Source organism: Pannonibacter indicus, from assembly GCF_001418225.1.
Classification (GTDB): Bacteria; Pseudomonadota; Alphaproteobacteria; order Rhizobiales; family Stappiaceae; genus Pannonibacter; species Pannonibacter indicus.
In genome coordinates this window covers 13,144-30,865 of the sequence record NZ_LIPT01000010.1, presented here as the reverse complement: position 1 = coordinate 30,865, position 17,722 = coordinate 13,144, and the positions used below count along the sequence as shown (strand labels likewise).

Annotated in this window: 10 protein-coding genes; 6 read left to right on the top strand and 4 right to left on the bottom strand. The window is 64.0% G+C overall.

From position 1 onward, the window contains the following. Positions 1-188: 188 nt before the first annotated feature. Positions 189-5,870: an autotransporter outer membrane beta-barrel domain-containing protein gene (locus ASC48_RS14035; RefSeq protein ID WP_055456368.1), complete on the top strand. Its 5,682-nt coding sequence runs from the start codon at positions 189-191 to the stop codon at positions 5,868-5,870. Positions 5,871-5,926: 56 nt separating this feature from the next. On the opposite strand, the gene fumC is transcribed toward ASC48_RS14035, so the two are convergent. Next, positions 5,927-7,309, bottom strand: coding sequence for a class II fumarate hydratase (fumC, locus tag ASC48_RS14030; RefSeq protein ID WP_055456436.1), 1,383 nt, complete (start codon positions 7,307-7,309; stop codon positions 5,927-5,929). Positions 7,310-7,577: 268 nt separating this feature from the next. On the opposite strand from fumC, the gene ASC48_RS14025 reads away from it, so the two are divergent. The 4 genes from ASC48_RS14025 (at position 7,578) to ASC48_RS14010 (ending at position 11,873) form a co-directional block, all read left to right on the top strand. Further along, on the top strand, positions 7,578-8,495 hold the full coding sequence (locus ASC48_RS14025; RefSeq protein WP_244270063.1) for a metal ABC transporter solute-binding protein, Zn/Mn family: 918 nt from the start codon (positions 7,578-7,580) through the stop codon (positions 8,493-8,495). An 82-nt stretch (positions 8,496-8,577) separates the two neighbouring features. Next, positions 8,578-9,351: a metal ABC transporter ATP-binding protein gene (locus ASC48_RS14020; RefSeq protein WP_279626051.1), complete on the top strand. Its 774-nt coding sequence runs from the start codon at positions 8,578-8,580 to the stop codon at positions 9,349-9,351. 367 nt (positions 9,352-9,718) lie between these two features. Next, the gene (locus tag ASC48_RS14015; RefSeq protein ID WP_055456365.1) at positions 9,719-10,951 is read left to right on the top strand and encodes a metal ABC transporter permease; all 1,233 of its coding nucleotides are present in this window, start codon (positions 9,719-9,721) and stop codon (positions 10,949-10,951) included. Continuing rightward, positions 10,941-11,873, top strand: coding sequence for a metal ABC transporter permease (locus ASC48_RS14010; RefSeq protein WP_244270062.1), 933 nt, complete (start codon positions 10,941-10,943; stop codon positions 11,871-11,873). Before ASC48_RS14015 ends, ASC48_RS14010 begins: the two co-directional genes overlap by 11 nt. A 9-nt stretch (positions 11,874-11,882) precedes the next feature. On the opposite strand, the gene ASC48_RS14005 is transcribed toward ASC48_RS14010, so the two are convergent. The 3 genes from ASC48_RS14005 to ASC48_RS13995 form a co-directional block, all read right to left on the bottom strand. Continuing rightward, on the bottom strand, positions 11,883-12,959 hold the full coding sequence (locus ASC48_RS14005) for a quaternary amine ABC transporter ATP-binding protein (protein WP_082440138.1): 1,077 nt from the start codon (positions 12,957-12,959) through the stop codon (positions 11,883-11,885). Further along, complete coding sequence (locus ASC48_RS14000) at positions 12,952-13,836, bottom strand: ABC transporter permease (protein WP_055456364.1); 885 nt, start codon at positions 13,834-13,836, stop codon at positions 12,952-12,954. The genes ASC48_RS14005 and ASC48_RS14000 overlap by 8 nt, the downstream gene beginning before the upstream one ends. Before the next feature lie 143 nt (positions 13,837-13,979). Further along, entirely contained in the window at positions 13,980-14,975 is a 996-nt protein-coding gene (locus ASC48_RS13995; RefSeq protein ID WP_055456363.1) for an ABC transporter substrate-binding protein, read from the bottom strand. 605 nt (positions 14,976-15,580) lie between these two features. On the opposite strand from ASC48_RS13995, the gene ASC48_RS13990 reads away from it, so the two are divergent. After that, positions 15,581-17,689, top strand: coding sequence for a putative bifunctional diguanylate cyclase/phosphodiesterase (locus ASC48_RS13990; RefSeq protein WP_072242622.1), 2,109 nt, complete (start codon positions 15,581-15,583; stop codon positions 17,687-17,689). Positions 17,690-17,722 lie beyond the last annotated feature (33 nt).

The following is a 17,722-nucleotide window of genomic DNA, read 5'->3' as shown; positions in this document are numbered from 1 at the left end:
GTTCCAAAATCCATCCAGCGGGGCGCATTGAGGCCGGTTCCTGCAAATGGCGGAAGCCCCTGAGACTGGATCTTGCCATTCCCGCCGCGGCTCTTCCCGTGTTGCTGTTGCCTCTGGCTGCTACATCCGCAAGTGCGCAGGGGGCCTTTTTCCCGGTGGTTACGGTTGCCGGATGTGATGCGCCGTCCATGGCGGCCCTCGGTGTCTTTGCCACGGTTGCTGATTGTTATGGAGACACATCGGGCAACCCCGGGCTTGGCGTCACTTCAACCGGCTTTGACGGACAGCACGGGGGCGGTGCCGGCTGGGGCGAAGCTTCAGGTGGCGGGGCTGGCGGCGGCGGGCTTTCGCTGCGGATCTCCAATGCTTTCGACTATGTCCAGTACAATGGCGGGCCAGCAGCCTTCTCGCTTCTGAGCATGGGCGGCAGGGGCGGTCATGGCGGCGATGGCAACATCATTCATGACGGGGCGTCCGGCGGCCAAGGAGGTGATGGCGGATCGGTGATCTTCATGCTGGAGCCCTCCGGCAGCATCGAAACCGGGACCATGGGAACCATCGGCATCCTTGCGGTCGGCAAGGGTGGCCAGGGCGGTGACGGTGGCGAGGGCCATGGCGCGTCAGATGGCGGCACCGGTGGCCTCGGCGGCAATGGCGGTTCTGTCTCTGTCATCACCAGTGCCGGCTCGAGCATCTCAACCGCCGGCAACTATGCAGCTGCGGTATCTGCTCTCAGTGAAGGGGGCTATGGCGGAGCGGGTGGGAGCGGCGGCTTCTTCTTCGGCCGTGGCGGCTCGGGCGGACAGGCCGGAAACTCCGGGTCATCGGTCAGTGTTGGCAATTCCGGCACGCTTTCAACGCTTGGCGTCATGTCGCATGGCGCTCTCGCCCGCAGTGTCGGCGGCAATGGCGGAGAAGGCGGGGTCACCACCGGCACAATCCTCGTTCTGGGCGGCAATGGCGGTGCAGGCGGCAACGGAGAGCGTGTCGCGATGATGAACCTGGGCCGTATTACAACGGCCGGGGATCATGCGCGTGGCCTGTCGGGCCTGAGCATTGGCGGCGGTGGCGGCGATGGCGGGCAGGCCTTCGACTACAGCTCCTTTTACGGAGTTGCAATCGGTGGAAATGCCGGCGGCGGCGGCGACGCCGGCATGGTGACGATCGACAATTCCGGAACCATTCTCACAGCTGGGCGCTACGCAACTGGCATGGTTGGGCGGTCGATTGGCGGCGGTGGCGGTGAGGGCGGCTCTGCTCAAAGCGTGGTTCTGGGATATCAGGCTGCGGTGTCGCTGACGATGGGCGGTCTGGGCGGTTCGGGCGGCGATGGCGGCATGGTAACGCTCACCAGCTCCGGACGGGTTGCCACCGGATATATCGATCCCCTGGACGCGGTTGAGCCGCGCAATGTGCAATTGCCGGGCGATCATGCAGCAGGCATGCTGGCACAATCCGTTGGTGGCGGTGGAGGTAACGGCGGGGCGGTGATCTCGGTCACGGCAGCTGCCAGCGGCAGTGGCGCCGTTGATGTTTCGGTCGCGCTGGGCGGTAGTGGCGGCTCGGGCGGCGACGGTTCGGATGCCGCCGTATTTGTCCTGAGCGGTGGCTCCGTCGTCACTTATGGACGGCTGGCTCCTGCAGTCTATGCTCAGTCTGTCGGCGGTGGCGGCGGCACCGGCGGCCATGCGATCGGCGTCGGCGCTGCGGTGGGAGAAGCAGCCGTCAGCCTTTCGGCCGTGGTGGGTGGCACGGGCGGCAGTGGCGGCAATGGCGGAACGGCTTCGGTCTACAATGAAGGATCTGCCGCCACAGCATCTTCCAGGTCGCCCGCAGTGTTCGCCCAGTCCGTGGGCGGCGGCGGCGGCAGTGGAGGCAGCGTTGTCGCGGTTGATACGGACATTGGCAAGAACGCGCTCAGTTTGAATGTTGCCCTCGGCATGACCGGCGGCAGCGGCGGGCAGGGCGGTGCGGCCAATGCGACAACCTCCATCTCCAGCACCATTCAGACACTGGGGCATCAGTCGCACGGACTTCTCGCACAATCAGTGGGCGGCGGCGGCGGGCATGGCGGCGACGTTCACACCTATGCGATCTCTGCCATTTACGGAAACGGTCATGCTGTGGCAGTGCCCATCGCCGTTGGCGGTCACGGGGGCAGCGGCGGTACCGGGGGCAGTGTGACGGTCAGCCATGCCGGCAGCATCCTGACATTTGGCGATCAGGCCCATGGCCTGTTTGGCCAGTCTGTCGGCGGCGGCGGCGGGGATGGCGGCTCCGTGCTGGCCTTGTCGATTGCCGCAACGCTGGACAGCCAGAGCGGAGAAAACAAGGACAAGGGCGGCAGGGCTGTCAGTACGGCGGTGACCGTTGGCGGGCATGGCGGCGTTGGGAACCATGGCGGCAGCGTTGTGGTCAATGCGGCGGCGGGCAGCTCCATTGCCACCTCGGGTGTCATGGCGACGGGTGTCAAACTCCAGTCGGTTGGCGGCGGCGGCGGCACGGGCGGCGTGGCGCACAGCTTTGCCGTGTCGACATCGGTGCCAAGCTGGAACCGCTTCTATCCACCGCAGCCGCTTCTGCTCAGACTGGTCAACAAGGTGAGGGGGCTGCCCTCGCGCGAGACAGACAAGAAGAACGGTGCCGACATTGCCGTTTCCGTCGGTGGCTGGGGCGGTGCAGGCGGTAATGGTGGCAGCGTCACCTTCACTGCGGGGCCGGGCGCAACCGTCGCGACATCCGGTGTCATGGCCTATGGTGTCCATGGCCAGTCGGTTGGCGGTGGCGGCGGCTCCGGCGGTCACGCCATTTCCAACGGTTTCATCGGCTTTGATACCTACGCCCTTGGGGTGTCTGTCGGTGGCTCCGGTTCTTCTGCCGGGGACGGCGGATCCGTCAGTCTGGCCGGCAGCGCAGCAGGTCCTGAAACCAGCTGGAGCCTCATTTCGACGCAGGGTGCCAACGCACATGGCATTTTCGCCCAGTCCATTGGCGGCGGCGGCGGTGATGGCGGAGCGGCTGCTTCCGCCATCAAGAGCATCCCTGTTCTGAGTGGTCAGGGTTTTGAGATGGCGATCGGCGGCGCGAGCGGCAGCTCCGGCGCGGGTGGCAGCGTTCTGGTGAGCAATCCCGGGCGTGTGCAAACCGCTGGAGCGGGCGCTCATGGCATCTTTGCCCAGTCCGTGGGTGGCGGTGGCGGCTACGGGGGCGATACCACTGCCGGAGGCCTTATGAAGCTGGCCATCGGGCGTGCGGGGTCAGGCGGCGGCAGCGGCGGCGGCGTGGCCGTTGAAGGGCAGGGCGCCATTGTCACGCTGGGGGCTGGCGCTGCCGGCATCTTTGCCCAGTCGGTCGGCGGCGGCGGCGGGGCAGGTTCTCTGGCGCATGAAGGCTCCCTTCCGTTTCTGCCGGACACCAACTACGGGCTTGCGCTCACCATTGGCGGCGGTGGCGGCAACGGGGGTTGGGGCGGCGATGTGTCGGTGAACTTCGGCGGCGGCATCGGTACCTATGGTGCCGTCGCCCCTGCCATCCTGGCCCAGTCGATCGGCGGCAGCGGCGGTGCCTTGGGCGTTGTTCGAGGCACAATTGCCGGTGGCGCCTTTCCGATCACGGTGACCTCCAGAGGGGCGTTCGGGTTCGCAGGGCAGGTTGCTATTGACGACACCCAGGCACCCGCTCCGCTTCTTGTTGAAACCCGGGGCCACGGCTCGGCGGGCATCATTGCCCACGTGGCAAGCGGTGGAGGCGGCCTGGTGCTGATGGACACCGCTGTTCTGCCTCTCGATATTACGGCAGATCCCACTCTGCCATCCTCGCTGCCTTTGGAGTTCGGCGGCATCGACGTGAATCTGCGTGGCGGCATCTACACTGTGGGTGCCTCCGCTTATGGCATTCTGGCGATGGACCTTCCGCAAACCGTCGCGCTGCTGGGCACGGATGGCCTTCGGATACCGCAATCGGCCACCAGCTCCGGTTCTGGGACCGGGATCAATATCTGGCTTCACCGCACCAGCACCGTCAGCACCTGGGGACGCGGGGCGCATGGCATCTACGTGGTGAGCAATGCGGACTATAATGGCAGCACTGCGCTTACCGCCCGCCTCGACGGCATGCTTGCCGTGCAAGGTCCCGATGCCTGGGCGGTGAACATTTCCGACGGCTTGACCAGCGGTAGCACGGCTCTTGGGCAGATTGCGCAGCTTGAGATCGGCCGGACCGGTACCGTAAGTGCTGCAAAGGGCAGTGCGGGCGGTATCCGGGTGGGCGCGCAGGTGAGCAACCTGATGCTTGATGTGGAAGGCGCTCTGCGGGCGCCCGGCGGAACTGCCCTTTGGTCCGAAGCCGGCGGTGCGCTGAACGTGCGGAGCGGCGGTATTCTGGAAGGGGATATCTCAGGTCCAGCCACCCGGGACCTGCTGATCAGCAATGCTGGACTGATCTTTGGCTCGATCCTCAATGGCGGCAGTTATACGATTGTCGATGGGGGAAAGCATTTCCTGGCACTTGATCCTGCGGGGCTTGCCAGTGACCGCATCGACCTGCTGTCACTCGAGACGGGCCGGGATCAGATCATTCCGCAGCTGACCACATTTGCGTCTGCATTTGCGCAACCGAGCACCGTCCTGAGCTTTGCGGGGGCGACCGACACGTCGCCCATCGTTCAGAGTCCGGGGGAGCCTTTGCCGTTCGGGTTCGCCTCCGGCACCGTGGCAACCCGTTTCGTCTATGATTTCTACCATGACCGGGCGCTTGTCACCGGGGCCTCCGTCGACTTCGGACGGGCCGGGCTTAGCGGCAATTCCGGCAAGGCCGCCACCTTCGCCAATGACATGGTCACAGCGCTCGGCAGCAATGTGCCCGGCGCCTATCCCGAGCTGGAGGCCCTGCTGCTGTCTGCAGCCAATGCGGTTGATCCGAAGGCTCTGGAGTCCAGTCTGGCCGTTTTTGACGCGGCTGACTTCAGCAAAGCCAGCGAGACAACGCTTGCCTCTTCCGGGACACACTTGTCGAACATGCAGAGCTGCGGCGGCACGGTGGGGCCCTATGCGGCCATTGCCGAGGAGGCGTGCAACTGGGCCAAGGTGACCGGCAGCACCACGCGCTATGACTGGTCAAGTGATGTTGACACGGTCATGGTCAGCCTCGGCCGTCAGCAGCGCGTGAGCGATGATCTGGTCATTGGCCTCAGCACTGCATATGAGGGCTCCCGGTTCCGCGCCAGCGGCAGATCTGCCTCGGGCTACCGGCTGTATCTTGGTGCTATTGCCAAGGTGTCACAGGGACCGGTCTATGGCTCTGTGTCGCTCAACGGCAGCTATGGCAGCGGCAAGGCGGAACGGCTCATTTCGTCTGCGGGGACAGCCTATGTTGCCAGGTCGCGTCCTTCCACGCTGGCGCTTGCCTCGCGGTTGCGGGCTGGTGTGCTGGCCAAGGCCGGGCAGATCGATGTGATCCCCAGCGTTGAACTGGATCTGGCAGTCCTGCAGGACGGAGGCTTCACGGAGTCGGGCGCGGGCTCGCTCAATCTGAAGGTCCACCGAGCGACCCATTTCCTTGCCGATGTCCGCCCGGTCTTGCGCCTGTCCACCGACCATCCTTTTGCGGGTTGGATTGTGCGCGGCTATGTGGAAGCGGGAGCTCGGATTGCGCTCAATGGCCTGCAGCACACTGTCTCGCTACCGGGCTCTCCTGCGCCGGGTGAGCGGCTGCGTCTTGAGCTCAAACGGGATCCGGCCGTTGCGACACTCGGGCTTGGCGGCTCTCTTCTGTGGGGCAACAACATGGAAGCCCGGCTGCATTATGAGGCAACCGCAGGGCGCAACACGCTCGGCCATTCGGCTGGCCTGAAGCTGGGCCTGAAATTCTGACGGGGTCGTGAACAGATATGTTGGGAAGGTGCCCAGCAGACGGGCACCTTCCGGCATCACCCCTCGCTGAGCATCAGCCTGGGGTCCACCAGCCGGTCGAAGTCTTCGGCGGAAATGTAGCCGAGGTCGAGGCAGGCGGCTTTCAGGGTCATGTCGTGCTCATAGGCGTGATGGGCGGCTTTGGACGCCTTGTCGTAGCCGATGTGCGGGCTGAGGGCGGTCACCAGCATCAGCGAGTTTTCGACATAGCCGGCGATGCGGGCCTCGTTCGCCTCCATGCCCTCCACCATGAACTTGCGGAAGCTGGTGCAGCCATCGGCCAGCATCCGGGTGGACTGGAGCACGGCGTTGATCATCAGCGGCTTGTAGACATTCATTTCCAGATGGCCGCTGGCCCCGCCCATGCCTACCGCCACGTCATTGGCCATCACCTGAATGCAGAGCATGGCCATGGCCTCGCACTGGGTGGGGTTGACCTTGCCTGGCATGATGGAAGAGCCCGGCTCGTTGGCCGGCAGGATCAGCTCGAACAGGCCGCAGCGCGGGCCACAGGCGAGCAGGCGGATGTCGTTGGCGATCTTGAAGAGCGAGCCGGCCGTGGTCTTCAGCGCGCCATGCAGCATCACCAGCCCGTCATGGGCGCCTTGCGCGGCAAACTTGTTGGGCGCGGTGATGAAGGGCAGGCCGGTCAGTGCCGCAATACGAGCCGCGGCCCCTTCGGCAAAACCCTTGGGGGCGTTGAGGCCGGTGCCGACGGCGGTGCCGCCAAGCGCCAGCTTGTAGACATCGGGCAGAGCGCCGGCGATGCGGTCAAGGTTCTCGTCCAGCATCGCCACATAGCCGGAGAATTCCTGGCCAAGGGTCAGCGGCACCGCATCCTGCAGGTGGGTGCGGCCGATCTTGATGATGTGGTCCCAGGCCTTGGCCTTCTTGTCCAGCGCATCGCGCAGTGCCTTCACCGCGGGCAGAACGCGGGTCTTCACCGCGATGGCCGCCGCCATATGCATGGCGGCGGGGAAGGTGTCGTTGGAGGACTGGGACATGTTGACGTGGTCATTGGGGTGCACCGGCTTCTTGGAGCCGAGCGCCCCGCCAGCCACCTCGATGGCGCGGTTGGAGATGACCTCGTTGACATTCATGTTGGTCTGGGTGCCGCTGCCGGTCATCCAGACATGCAAGGGGAAATGCTCGTCCAGCTTGCCTTCGCTCACCTCCCGCGCTGCGGCAATGATGAGGGCGGCAAGGTCCGGGCTGAGGTGGCCCAGATCCCGGTTTGTCTCGGCGGCAGCCTGCTTGAGGATGCCATAGGCGTGGATGATCTCGATGGGCATCAGCTCGGAGCTGATGTTGAAATAGGTCAGCGATCTCTGCGTCTGCGCGCCCCAGTAGCGGTCGCTCTCGACGCTGATCTCGCCCATGCTGTCAGTTTCCCGGCGCATTCTCTGCTCCATCCAAGGGGGTTCGCGTCCTTTACCAGTCCTGCGCCAGGCTGCCCGCTTTGGCAACCGGAAAAGCCATTTTCATTTTTGCTCTTGCAACTCATTCGCAATTTCATATCTTAAATGCAAGTCGTTCTTAAAAGCATTTGCCTTTTGCAGTGCAGCGCGTAGGCTGGAATAGAAAGGAACCCCGATGTTTCTGACGAGACGTGGATTTATCCAGCAAGCAGCCATGGCGGCCGGTGGCTTGATGGCCGGGGGGGGCGGAGTGGCAGGCTTCTCCGGCACCGCAAGGGCGGCAACGCAGCTGACGGTGAGCGCGACGACCGGCATGATTGCCGACACCGCATCCGTGATCGGCGGCAATCTTGTCTCGGTCTCCTCGCTGATGGGGCCAGGGGTGGATCCGCACGGCTACCGCCAGACGCGCAGCGACATTGTCGCCATGGCCCGGGCGGATCTGGTGCTGCGCCACGGGCTCTATCTGGAAGCGCAGATGGAGGCTTTCTTCGAGGATCTTTCCCGCAAGGGCAAGGTGGTGGCGGTTGCCGATACCATCGACCCGTCGCTGCTGCTGTCGCATGAAGACTATCCCGGCCGCTATGACCCGCATGTCTGGATGGACCCGGAACTCTGGAAGACCGTGTCTACCACCATCGCTTCGGCGCTGAAGACGGCGCAGCCGGATCAGGCGGAGGGCATTGAGGAGCGGCTTGCGGCCTTCACGGGCGAACTGGATGCGCTGGATGCCTATTCCAGGCAGGTGCTGGGCAGCGTGCCGGAAAATGCCCGGGTGCTGGTGACGGCGCATGATGCCTTCAGCTATTTCGGCCGCGCTTATGGTTTCGAGGTGCTGGGCATTCAGGGCATCTCCACGGAGAGCGAAGCAGGCCTTGCCCGCATTGCCGAACTGGTCGGCACGCTGGTCGAGCGCAAGATCGGTGCCGTCTTTGTGGAAAGCTCCGTGCCCGACCGCAACATGAAGGCGCTGATCGAGGGGGCTGCGGCGAAGGGGCACAAGGTGGCCATCGGCGGTGAACTCTTCTCCGACGCCATGGGTCAATCCGGCACCTACGAAGGCACGTATCTGGGCATGATCGACCATAACGTGACCACCATCGCCGCCGCCCTCGGCGGCACGGTGCCGGACCGGGGCCGTCTTGGGCAATTGCAGGCTGCGGGCTGAGTAGAAGGGCAATATCAGGATGACCCCGGTGCATTTCAAACAGACGGCAAGCAGCGTCCTGCAACCGCGGGAGCAACCGGCTGTGACGATCCGGGACCTTTCCGTCTCCTATGGCGGAAAGCCTGCCCTTCTGGGCATCTCGGCGGATGTCGGGGCTGCGTCCATGACGGCCATCATCGGCCCGAACGGGGCGGGCAAGTCGACCTTGCTCAAGGCGGCGCTGGGCATCGTGCCACGCTTGTCCGGCACGGTGGACATGTTCGGTCAGCCCTTTGTGAAGGTCCGCCAGCGTGTTGCCTATGTTCCGCAGCGCGCGTCCGTCGACTGGGACTTTCCGGCCCGGGCCGAAGACGTGGTGATGATGGGGCTCTCGCGCGAGCTCGGCCTTCTCGGCCGCATCCGCCAGCATCACCGGGAGTTCGTCATGCACTGCCTCGAACGGGTGGGCATGGCTGGCTTTGCGGACCGGCAGATCGGCCAGTTGTCCGGCGGCCAGCAGCAGCGCGTGTTCCTTGCCCGGGCGCTGGCGCAGAAGGCGGATCTCTATCTGCTGGACGAACCCTTTGCCGGCGTTGATGCAGCGACGGAGCGGGCGATCATCGGGGTGCTGAAGGCGCTCCGGGACGAGGGCCGGACGGTGGTCTGCGTGCATCACGACCTCTCCACCGTCCCGGCCTATTTCTCCCACGTGCTCGTCATCAACATGCGCCTCATCGCGCAAGGGCCGGTGGACGAAGCCTTCACCCCCGCCCTCCTCCAGCGCGCCTATGGCGGGCGCCTCGACACCGCATCCCTTGCCCCCGCCGGTCCCTTCGCTGCGCCGGAGCTGGACCTTGCGCTGGAAACGGGGAGGTGAAGTTGGCCGCCTGCTCCAGTCTTTCAGCATATGGCACAGCCTCTCAGCTCTCCTTCCTGCCTCGGGAGTGGAGAGGTATTGCAGGCAGTGGCTTTGGCCCCCACCCCTCTCCCCCCTTGAGGGGGAGATGTCAGCGTAAGCTGACAGAGGGGGGGAGCCGCGCCTCAAGACGGCAGGATCTCTCTCAATCGGATAGTCCGTCCCCCCCTTCTGCCCCCTGCCGGGGGCATCTCCCCCTCAATGGGGGAGACGAGTTGGAGCCTGACTGGCAGTCCGTTGCAAACACTGCCTCCTCAAGGGGGAGGGGGGCGGATGAGCCTTGCCTGACGGACAAAAAGGGCAGCGGCATACCCGCCGGAGGCCTCTCATGACTGAGGTTCTGTCCAGCTTCCTCTCTGCGCTGATGATGCAGGCGGGATATAACGCCGCTTTGGTAGGTGTTGGGGCGAGCCTGCTGGGGGCGGCAGCGGGGAGTACGGGGACGTTCCTGTTCCTGCGCAAGCGCTCGCTGATCAGCGATGCCAGCGCCCATGCGACGCTGCCGGGCATTGCGCTGGCTTTCATGGTGATGGTGTCGCTGGGCGGCGATGGCCGTTCCCTGCCGGGGCTGCTGCTGGGCTCGGCCCTGTCTGCCGGGCTGGGGCTGCTGGCGGTGACCTTGCTCACCCGCTACACCCGGCTGGCCGAGGACACGGCAATTGGCGCCGTGCTGTCGGTGTTCTTCGGCTTCGGCATCGTGCTGCTGACGGTCATTCAGGTGATGGGCACCGGGCGGCAGGCGGGGCTGGAAGGCTTTCTGCTCGGCTCCACGGCGGGCATGCTGTTCAGCGATGCGGTGCTGATTGCCTGCGGCGGGGCCATCTGCGTGCTGGTGATGCTGATTTTCCGCAGGCCCATGCTGCATGTCTGCTTTGATCCGGGGCATGCGGAAACCATCGGCATCCGCACCGGCCTTGCCGACGGGGTGATGCTGGGGCTGATGCTGGCCGTCACCGTCACCGGGCTGAAGCTGGTCGGGCTGGTGCTCATCGTCGCGCTGCTGATCATTCCCGCCGCGACCGCCCGGTTCTGGAGCGAACGTGCCACCGTCATTCTTGCGCTTGCCGCCCTGTTCGGCGCGCTGGCCGGATATGTTGGCTCGGCGCTGTCGGCGGCGGCGCCCAATGTGCCTGCCGGGCCGGTGATCGTGCTGACGGCTGCGGTCCTCTTCACGGTTTCCCTGCTTGCCGCGCCGCGCAGGGGACTTGTGGCGGCCGTTCTGGCACGGGAGCGGCAGCGCCGCCGCCTGCTGCTGCGGCAAGGGGTTCTGACGCTTGCGCAACAGGGCGTCATTCATGATCCGCGTCTTCTGCAGGCGCTGTCCCGCGCAGGTCTTCTGGCGGCTGACCGCAACCTCAATGACGAGGGCCAGGCGCTGGCACAGATGCTGGCTCAGGACGAAGCGCGCTGGGCCGCGCTGCAGGCAGGTGGTGCCAGTGAGGATGTGATGTCGCGCTATGACGGCGTGCGTCTGATCAGCAGTCTTCTGTCCGCAGGCGAACTCGTGCAGCTGGACAGGCACGCTGCCGCCTCATCCGGGGAGCTGCGCCATGGGGGCTGAGATGTCCGGCGCGGAGTTCGTGCAATTCAGCCTGACGCCGCTGCTGATAGGCACGCTGGCCGCGTTGGCCTGTGCCCTGCCAGGCAATTTCCTCATCCTGCGGCGCGAAGCGATGATCGGCGACGCCATTTCGCATGTGGTGCTGCCGGGCATTGTTGTTGCCTTTCTGTTCACCGGCCAGATTTCCACCTGGCCGATGATGCTGGGTGCGGGTGGGGCGGCGCTTATTGCCGTGGTGCTGATCGAACTGCTGCGCCGCTACGCCCGGATGGAGCCGGGGGCGGCGATGGGAGTGGTCTTCACCACGCTTTTTGCCACCGGTGTGCTGCTTCTGGAACAGAGCAACACCAGCACGGTGCATCTGGATGTGGAGCACGCGCTCTATGGCAATCTGGAAAGCCTGATCTGGCTGGATGCGGATGGCTGGGGCTCGCTCGCCGATCCACAGGCGCTGGCCGGGCTGCCGCCGGAACTCCCGCGCATGGCGGGTGTCACGGTTGCTGTGTTCCTGCTGATGGGGCTGTTCTGGCGGCCGCTGGTGCTGATGACCTTCGACGAAGGCTATGCCGCAGCGCGCGGGCTGCCGGTGACGCTGCTCAGCCTCGGGCTGGTCACGCTTTCGGCCGTGGCGGCTGTTGCGGCCTTTGATGCGGTGGGCTCGATCATCGTCATTGCCATGTTCATCTGCCCGCCCGCGACGGCGCGGCTGATGACGAACCGGCTCACAGCCCAGGTGGGACTGAGCCTTGTGATCGCGGCGCTGGCGGCTATCTCCGGCTATGTGCTGGCTGGCTATGGCCCGCTGTGGCTGGGGGCGGATAACTCGGTGAGCGCAGCGGGCATGATCGCCACGGTCAGCGGGCTTTTCCTTGCGGTGGCCGCCGTTTGGGGCCGCCACCGCAAGGGGCTTGCGCAGGGGTGAATGCGTGCCTCAGCCCGGCGACACCATGGCTGCGATCATGTCATGCAGCTGGATGGTGCCGAGTCTCCGGCCATCAGGACGCACCACAATTGCTGAAGTCTCGCTGGTTTCAGAGAAGAGTCTTGCGGCATCTTCCAGCAGGCTGCCGCTGGGGATCGTCAGATCCGTTTCGGCCAGTTCGCCCTTGCGCATGATGGTGTTGACCTTCAGCACCCGGCCCCGGTTCACCTCGCGCACGAAATCGGCGATGTAGCTGTCCGCCGGGCGCAGCACGATCTCCTGGCCCGTGCCATCCTGCACGATCTCGCCATCCCGCAGGATGGCGATGCGGTCGCCAAGGCGCAGGGCCTCGTCCAGGTCGTGGGTGATGAAGACGATGGTCTTGTTCAACTCCTGCTGCAGGTCCAGAAGCACCTTCTGCATGTCCATGCGGATCAGCGGGTCGAGGGCTGAATAGGCCTCGTCCATCAGCAGGATGCCCGCGTCATTGGCCAGCGCCCGGGCAAGGCCGACGCGCTGCTGCATGCCGCCGGAGAGCTGGTTGGGGTAGTAATCCTCATAACCTTCCAGCCCGACGCGGGTCAGCCAGCGGGCGGCGCGTTCCTTGGCCTCGTGTTCGGGAATGCCTTGAATTTCGAGGCCGTAGATGGTGTTGCGCAGCACGGTCCGGTGCGGCAGCAGGGCGAATTTCTGGAACACCATCGCCGTCTTGTGGCGGCGGAAATCGCGCAGCTGCTGGGCAGACATGGAGCACACATCCTGCCCCTCGAACAGCACCTCACCTGCCGTCGGCTCGATCAGCCGGTTGATGTGGCGGATGAGGGTGGATTTGCCCGAGCCGGACAGGCCCATCACCACCTGAATGCGCCCGGCAGGCATGGTGAGGTTGATGTCCTTGAGGCCGAGGATGTGGTTGTGCCTGTCGTTCAGCTCCGTCTTGGAGATGCCCTCGCGCACGAGATCCATGACGCCGGCCGGATTGGGGCCGAAGACCTTGTAAAGGCCGCGCAGCTCGATGCCGGCAACGCTTGCCTCTTCGTCCGGATCGTCTGCGGGAGTGGGGGCGGTAGTCAGATGTTCAGCCATGGGCGGCCTCCGAATGTTTCTGCATGCGCCTGCCATAGGCCTGGGTAGAGCGGTCGAAGATGATGGCGATGGCGACAATGGCGAGGCCGTTGAGAATGCCCATTGTGAAGAACTGGTTGTTGATCGCCTGCAGCACCGGCTGGCCAAGGCCGCGCACGCCGATCATGGAGGCGACGACAACCATCGACAGGGACATCATGATGCACTGGTTGATGCCGGCCATGATGGTGGGCAGCGCCAGCGGCAGCTGCACGTCTTTCAGCTTCTGCCAGGAGGAGGAGCCGAAGGCATCGGCCGCTTCCAGCACATCGGCGCTGACCAGGCGGATGCCGAGGTTGGTGAGGCGGATCATCGGGGGAATGGCATAGATGACCACGGCAATGACGCCCGGCACCTTGCCGAGGCCGAAGATCATCACCACCGGGATCAGATAGACGAAGACTGGCATGGTCTGCATCAGGTCGAGCACCGGATTGATGGCGCCCTGAAGCCTGTCGGACCGGGCCATGGCGATGCCGATGGGAATGCCGAGCACGACCGCTGTGAGGGTACACACTGCCACCATCGCAATGGTGCGCATGGTGTCATCCCACATGCCGAGCACGCCGATCAGCACAAGTGCCACGAGGCTGCCTGCCGTGATGCGCCCGCTGCGGCTGATGAGGAAGACAATGGCGAGAATGCCGGCCAGAACCAGCGGCCAGGGGGAGTTGAGCAGCAGGTTCTCGATACCGTTCAGCAGCAGGCGCAGCGGTTCGAAGGCCCGGGACAGCGCGTCGCCATAGGCGCGGGTAAACTCAAGAAACCCCGCATCGATCGTCTGCCGCATGGCACGCAACGTGCCGCGGCTGAGCGAGGGAAAGTCGAAAAGATCCATTGAAGTGTCCTTGTTGCGCCTGCCCGCTGCTTTGCGTGGAGGCGGGCGCCTGAGGATGAAAAGCGCAAGCCGGAAGGGGACGGGCCGGACGCGCTCCGCAGGCTGTGCTGCCAAGCGCGTCCGGCCGCCTGTCAATCACCGGCTCAGAGAGCGGATTTCACCTTTTCCGCCACTTCCGGGGAGACCCAGGCCTCCCAGACCTCCGGCTTGTTCTCGAGGAACCAGAAGGCGCCATCCTCATTGGAGGCCTGATTGTCCGTCATCCAGGCCAGCACTTCGCCAGCGGTTGCGTTGTCCCAGGAGCGGCTCTTGACGTAATCCATGGCAACGCCCGCTTTCTCCGCAAATTCCTTGGTCACGACGGTGTAGACCGGCGACTTGTCCCAGTCGTTGGGCTTAGGGTCGAGGCAGCCGGAGACGGCGGTGCAGCGCTCCCATTCGGCCGCATCATGCTCGACGCCCAGTTCAAGCCGGGTCATCTCGTATTTGCCAAGGATAGGCGTCGGCGCCCAGTAGTAGCCGAGCCAGCCTTCGTTGCGGGAAAAGGCACGGGAGATGGAGCCATCGAGCCCGGCCGCCGAGCCGGTGTCGACCAGTTCGAAGCCTTTGCTTTCCGCATCGAAGGCGGCAAACAGATTGGTGGTCAGGGTCTGGCAGGCCCAGCCCGAGGGGCAGTTGAAGAAAGCGCCCTTGCTGCGGTCTTCCGCGCCGGGGAACAGCTCCGGCTTTGCCAGCGCGTCGGCCAGCGTCTTCAGGCCATGTTCCTCGGCAAGGTAGGTCGGGACCCAGAAGCCCTCCACGCCGCCTTCCGGCAGGACCTCGCTGCCGATGATCAGCTTGTCTTCTGCAACGGCCTTGTCGAGCGGATCCTGGATGGTGTTCACCCACAACTCGGGAGCCATGTCCGGTTCAGCCTTCTCGGTCATGGAGGTGAAGGTCGGCACCGTGTCGCCAATCACCAGTTCCACCTCGCAGCCGAAGCCCTCCTCGAGAATGATCTTGTCGATATGGGCAATGGCACCCGCTGAGGGCCAGTTCATTTCGGCCAGCGTCACCCGCCCGCATTCGTCGGCGGCCGAAGCGCCGGACATGCCAAGGCCAATCAGGGCGGCGCCCGTCAGCAGAAGTGTCTTTGTCATTGTCAGTCTCCTGTTGGTCGTCATCCGCTGGCGAGGCCTGCGGAGCGAAAGCCAGCACGATCCAGGATCACGTGGTGGCAAAATGTAATGCCGGACGGAGGGAGTCCTCCTGCGATCGAAAATCGCCGGCATTCTAAAATATCTACCCTGCATTCAGGGTAATGACGCTTAACATAGTCTTCTGGATATCTGTGTCAAGGTTCTGACATATTTTAAAATATGCCTGTTCTGAGAGGGGTTTCCGGATTTTTATTCTGTGTATTTTTTTCTAAATTATATTTTGATTACAAAAGGAATTTTTTGCCTTTTTACTTTCGATATATACTATTCAAGGTCGAATTGTTTTGTTTGTGAAGTTTCTGTTTCTTTGTGGTGGTGTTATTTTTAGGGTTTCTGAAATTTTATTCCGTCCTGGATGTTTTGCCCCACCCATGCGCCGCTTGCCTTGCCTTTTCGGGGCGGCGAGCGGCTCGTGTGCTGTGCGATCTGCTTCAATATCCGGTTGTCCGGATCAAGGAATTGGTGACGTTAAAAGCGGAATTCCCGCTGCGTTAAGAGACTTTACGCCACTGCTACGTATTTTCCCCTGTGAAGGGGTGCAATGCATGCTGAACGTCTTGTCCTGTATCGCGGTCGAACACGACCTGCGCTACGTCGCTCTTGCCGCAGTCGTCTGTGTTTTCGGGTCTTTCCTGTCGATGCGCATTTACACGCGCATGCGCAGGAGTGACGGCTCGCGCCGGTGGCTCTGGCTGTTCCTTGGTGCGCTCGTTGCGACCTGTACGATCTGGACCACTCATTTTGCGGCCATGCTGGGCTATCTCGTCCCGTTCGACCGCTCATTTGCACCCGGATTGACGGCAGCCAGCTTTGCGATCCTGTTCCTCTGCACCTGCTTTGCCTTCGGCGTGTCCTTGCGCTCACACGCGGGGCTGACGATCGAACTGGGCGGAGTGCTCTTTGGATTTGGCATCGCGATCATGCATTACACCGGCATGGCCGCATTTCTGGTGCCGGGTATCATCACCTGGGAGCCGTCCTACGTGCTGGCATCCGTGCTGCTCGGTGCCTTGTTCGGAGGGCTTGCCTTCAACCGAGCCTCCCGGCCGGTCACGCGGTTCTGCCGCTTCGGGTCGATGGTGGCGATGATCCTGGCGATTGTCTCCATGCATTTCACCGGTATGGAGGCGATGACAATCACGCCGCTGGCAGGCATTGATATTCCGCCTCAGGCGATGCCGGACGAGTATATGCTGGCTGCGGTGACCGGCATCACCACTGTCCTGCTGGTGACCGTCGGGTCGTCCTACACCATCGACCGTTTCTCCTTGCAGGAGGCAACGGAGCGCTATCAGCAGCTGACCCTGTTCGATGCTCTCACCGGTCTGCCCAACAAGGCCTGGGCGGAAGGCAAGCTGGCGGAGCTTCTGGACAGCGCCATCCGGAGCAACGACAGGGTGGCGGTCTACACCATTGATCTGGAAGAATTCGCCATGATCAACGCCGCCCATGGTGAGGTCACCGGAGATGCGGTGCTGCGGGAAGTGGGCTTGCATCTCAACGATGCCCTGATGGCCGATGAATATACCGCCCGTCTGCCGGGGGCGCAGTTTCTGTTCATCAAGACGCGGGTCTTTGGCCGTCATGAAACCAGCGCCTCTGCCGCCCGGCTGCAGAAGCTGGTGGCCGGACCACACATGACACCGGCAGGCACGCTCACCCTGCGCAGTGCTGTCGGCTATGCCGTCTTTCCGGACGACGGGCTGGATGCCTCGACGCTGATGACAAGGGCGAGCCTTGCCGCGCAGGATGCCCGGCGTGGCGGCAGCGGAGAGGTCCGCCGCTATCAGGCGGGTCTTGATGACGATGTGCGCCATCAGGCCCGGCTGGCCATTGATCTGCGGAGCGCCGTTTCGGGCAACCAGCTGGAGCTTTACTACCAGCCCCAGAACTGCACCAGCACCCGGTCCCTCGTCGGCTTCGAGGCGCTGGTGCGCTGGCACCATCCCACCCTTGGCATGGTGTCTCCGGGCGATTTCATCCCGGTTGCCGAGCGCACCGGGCTGATTGCGGAAATCGGCGACTATGTCCTGCGCCGTGCCTGTGCCGATGCGGCCGCCTGGCCGGGGGGCTACAAGGTTGCGGTCAATGTCGCGGCCTATCAGCTGACGCGTCTCGATCTGCCGGCCTTGGTGGATGAAGTGCTGAAGGAGACGGGGCTCGCGCCGGAGCGTCTCGAAATCGAGCTGACCGAGAGCGGCTTGATCGCCGATCACGCCCGGGCGCTGGCGACCATCACCCGGCTCAAGACGCTGGGTGTTTCCATCGCCATGGATGACTTCGGCACGGGCTATTCCTCGCTGGCGCTGCTGCAGCATTTCCCCTTCGACAAGATCAAGATCGACCGCAGCTTCATCACCGATGTGGCCAACCGGCCCCGGGCTGCCGCCATCGTGCGTGCCGCCTTGCTGATTGCCGAAAGCATGAATATCCCGGTGCTGGCCGAGGGGGTGGAGAGCGAGGAGGAGTTTGCCTATCTGCGGGAGGCGGGATGCCCCGCCGTGCAGGGGTTCCTCTTCGGGCGGCCAATGCCGCTGTCTTCGGTCCAGACTCTCATGCTGCGGGAGCAGTTGCGCGCGGCGTCTCCGGGCGCGGCCGCCGGTGACACTGATGGCAGGGCGGAAATGCCCGGAGCAGGGCGGTTGGCCAGCTGATTTTTGCGGCCGGCGGGCACTTTCCACTTTGCG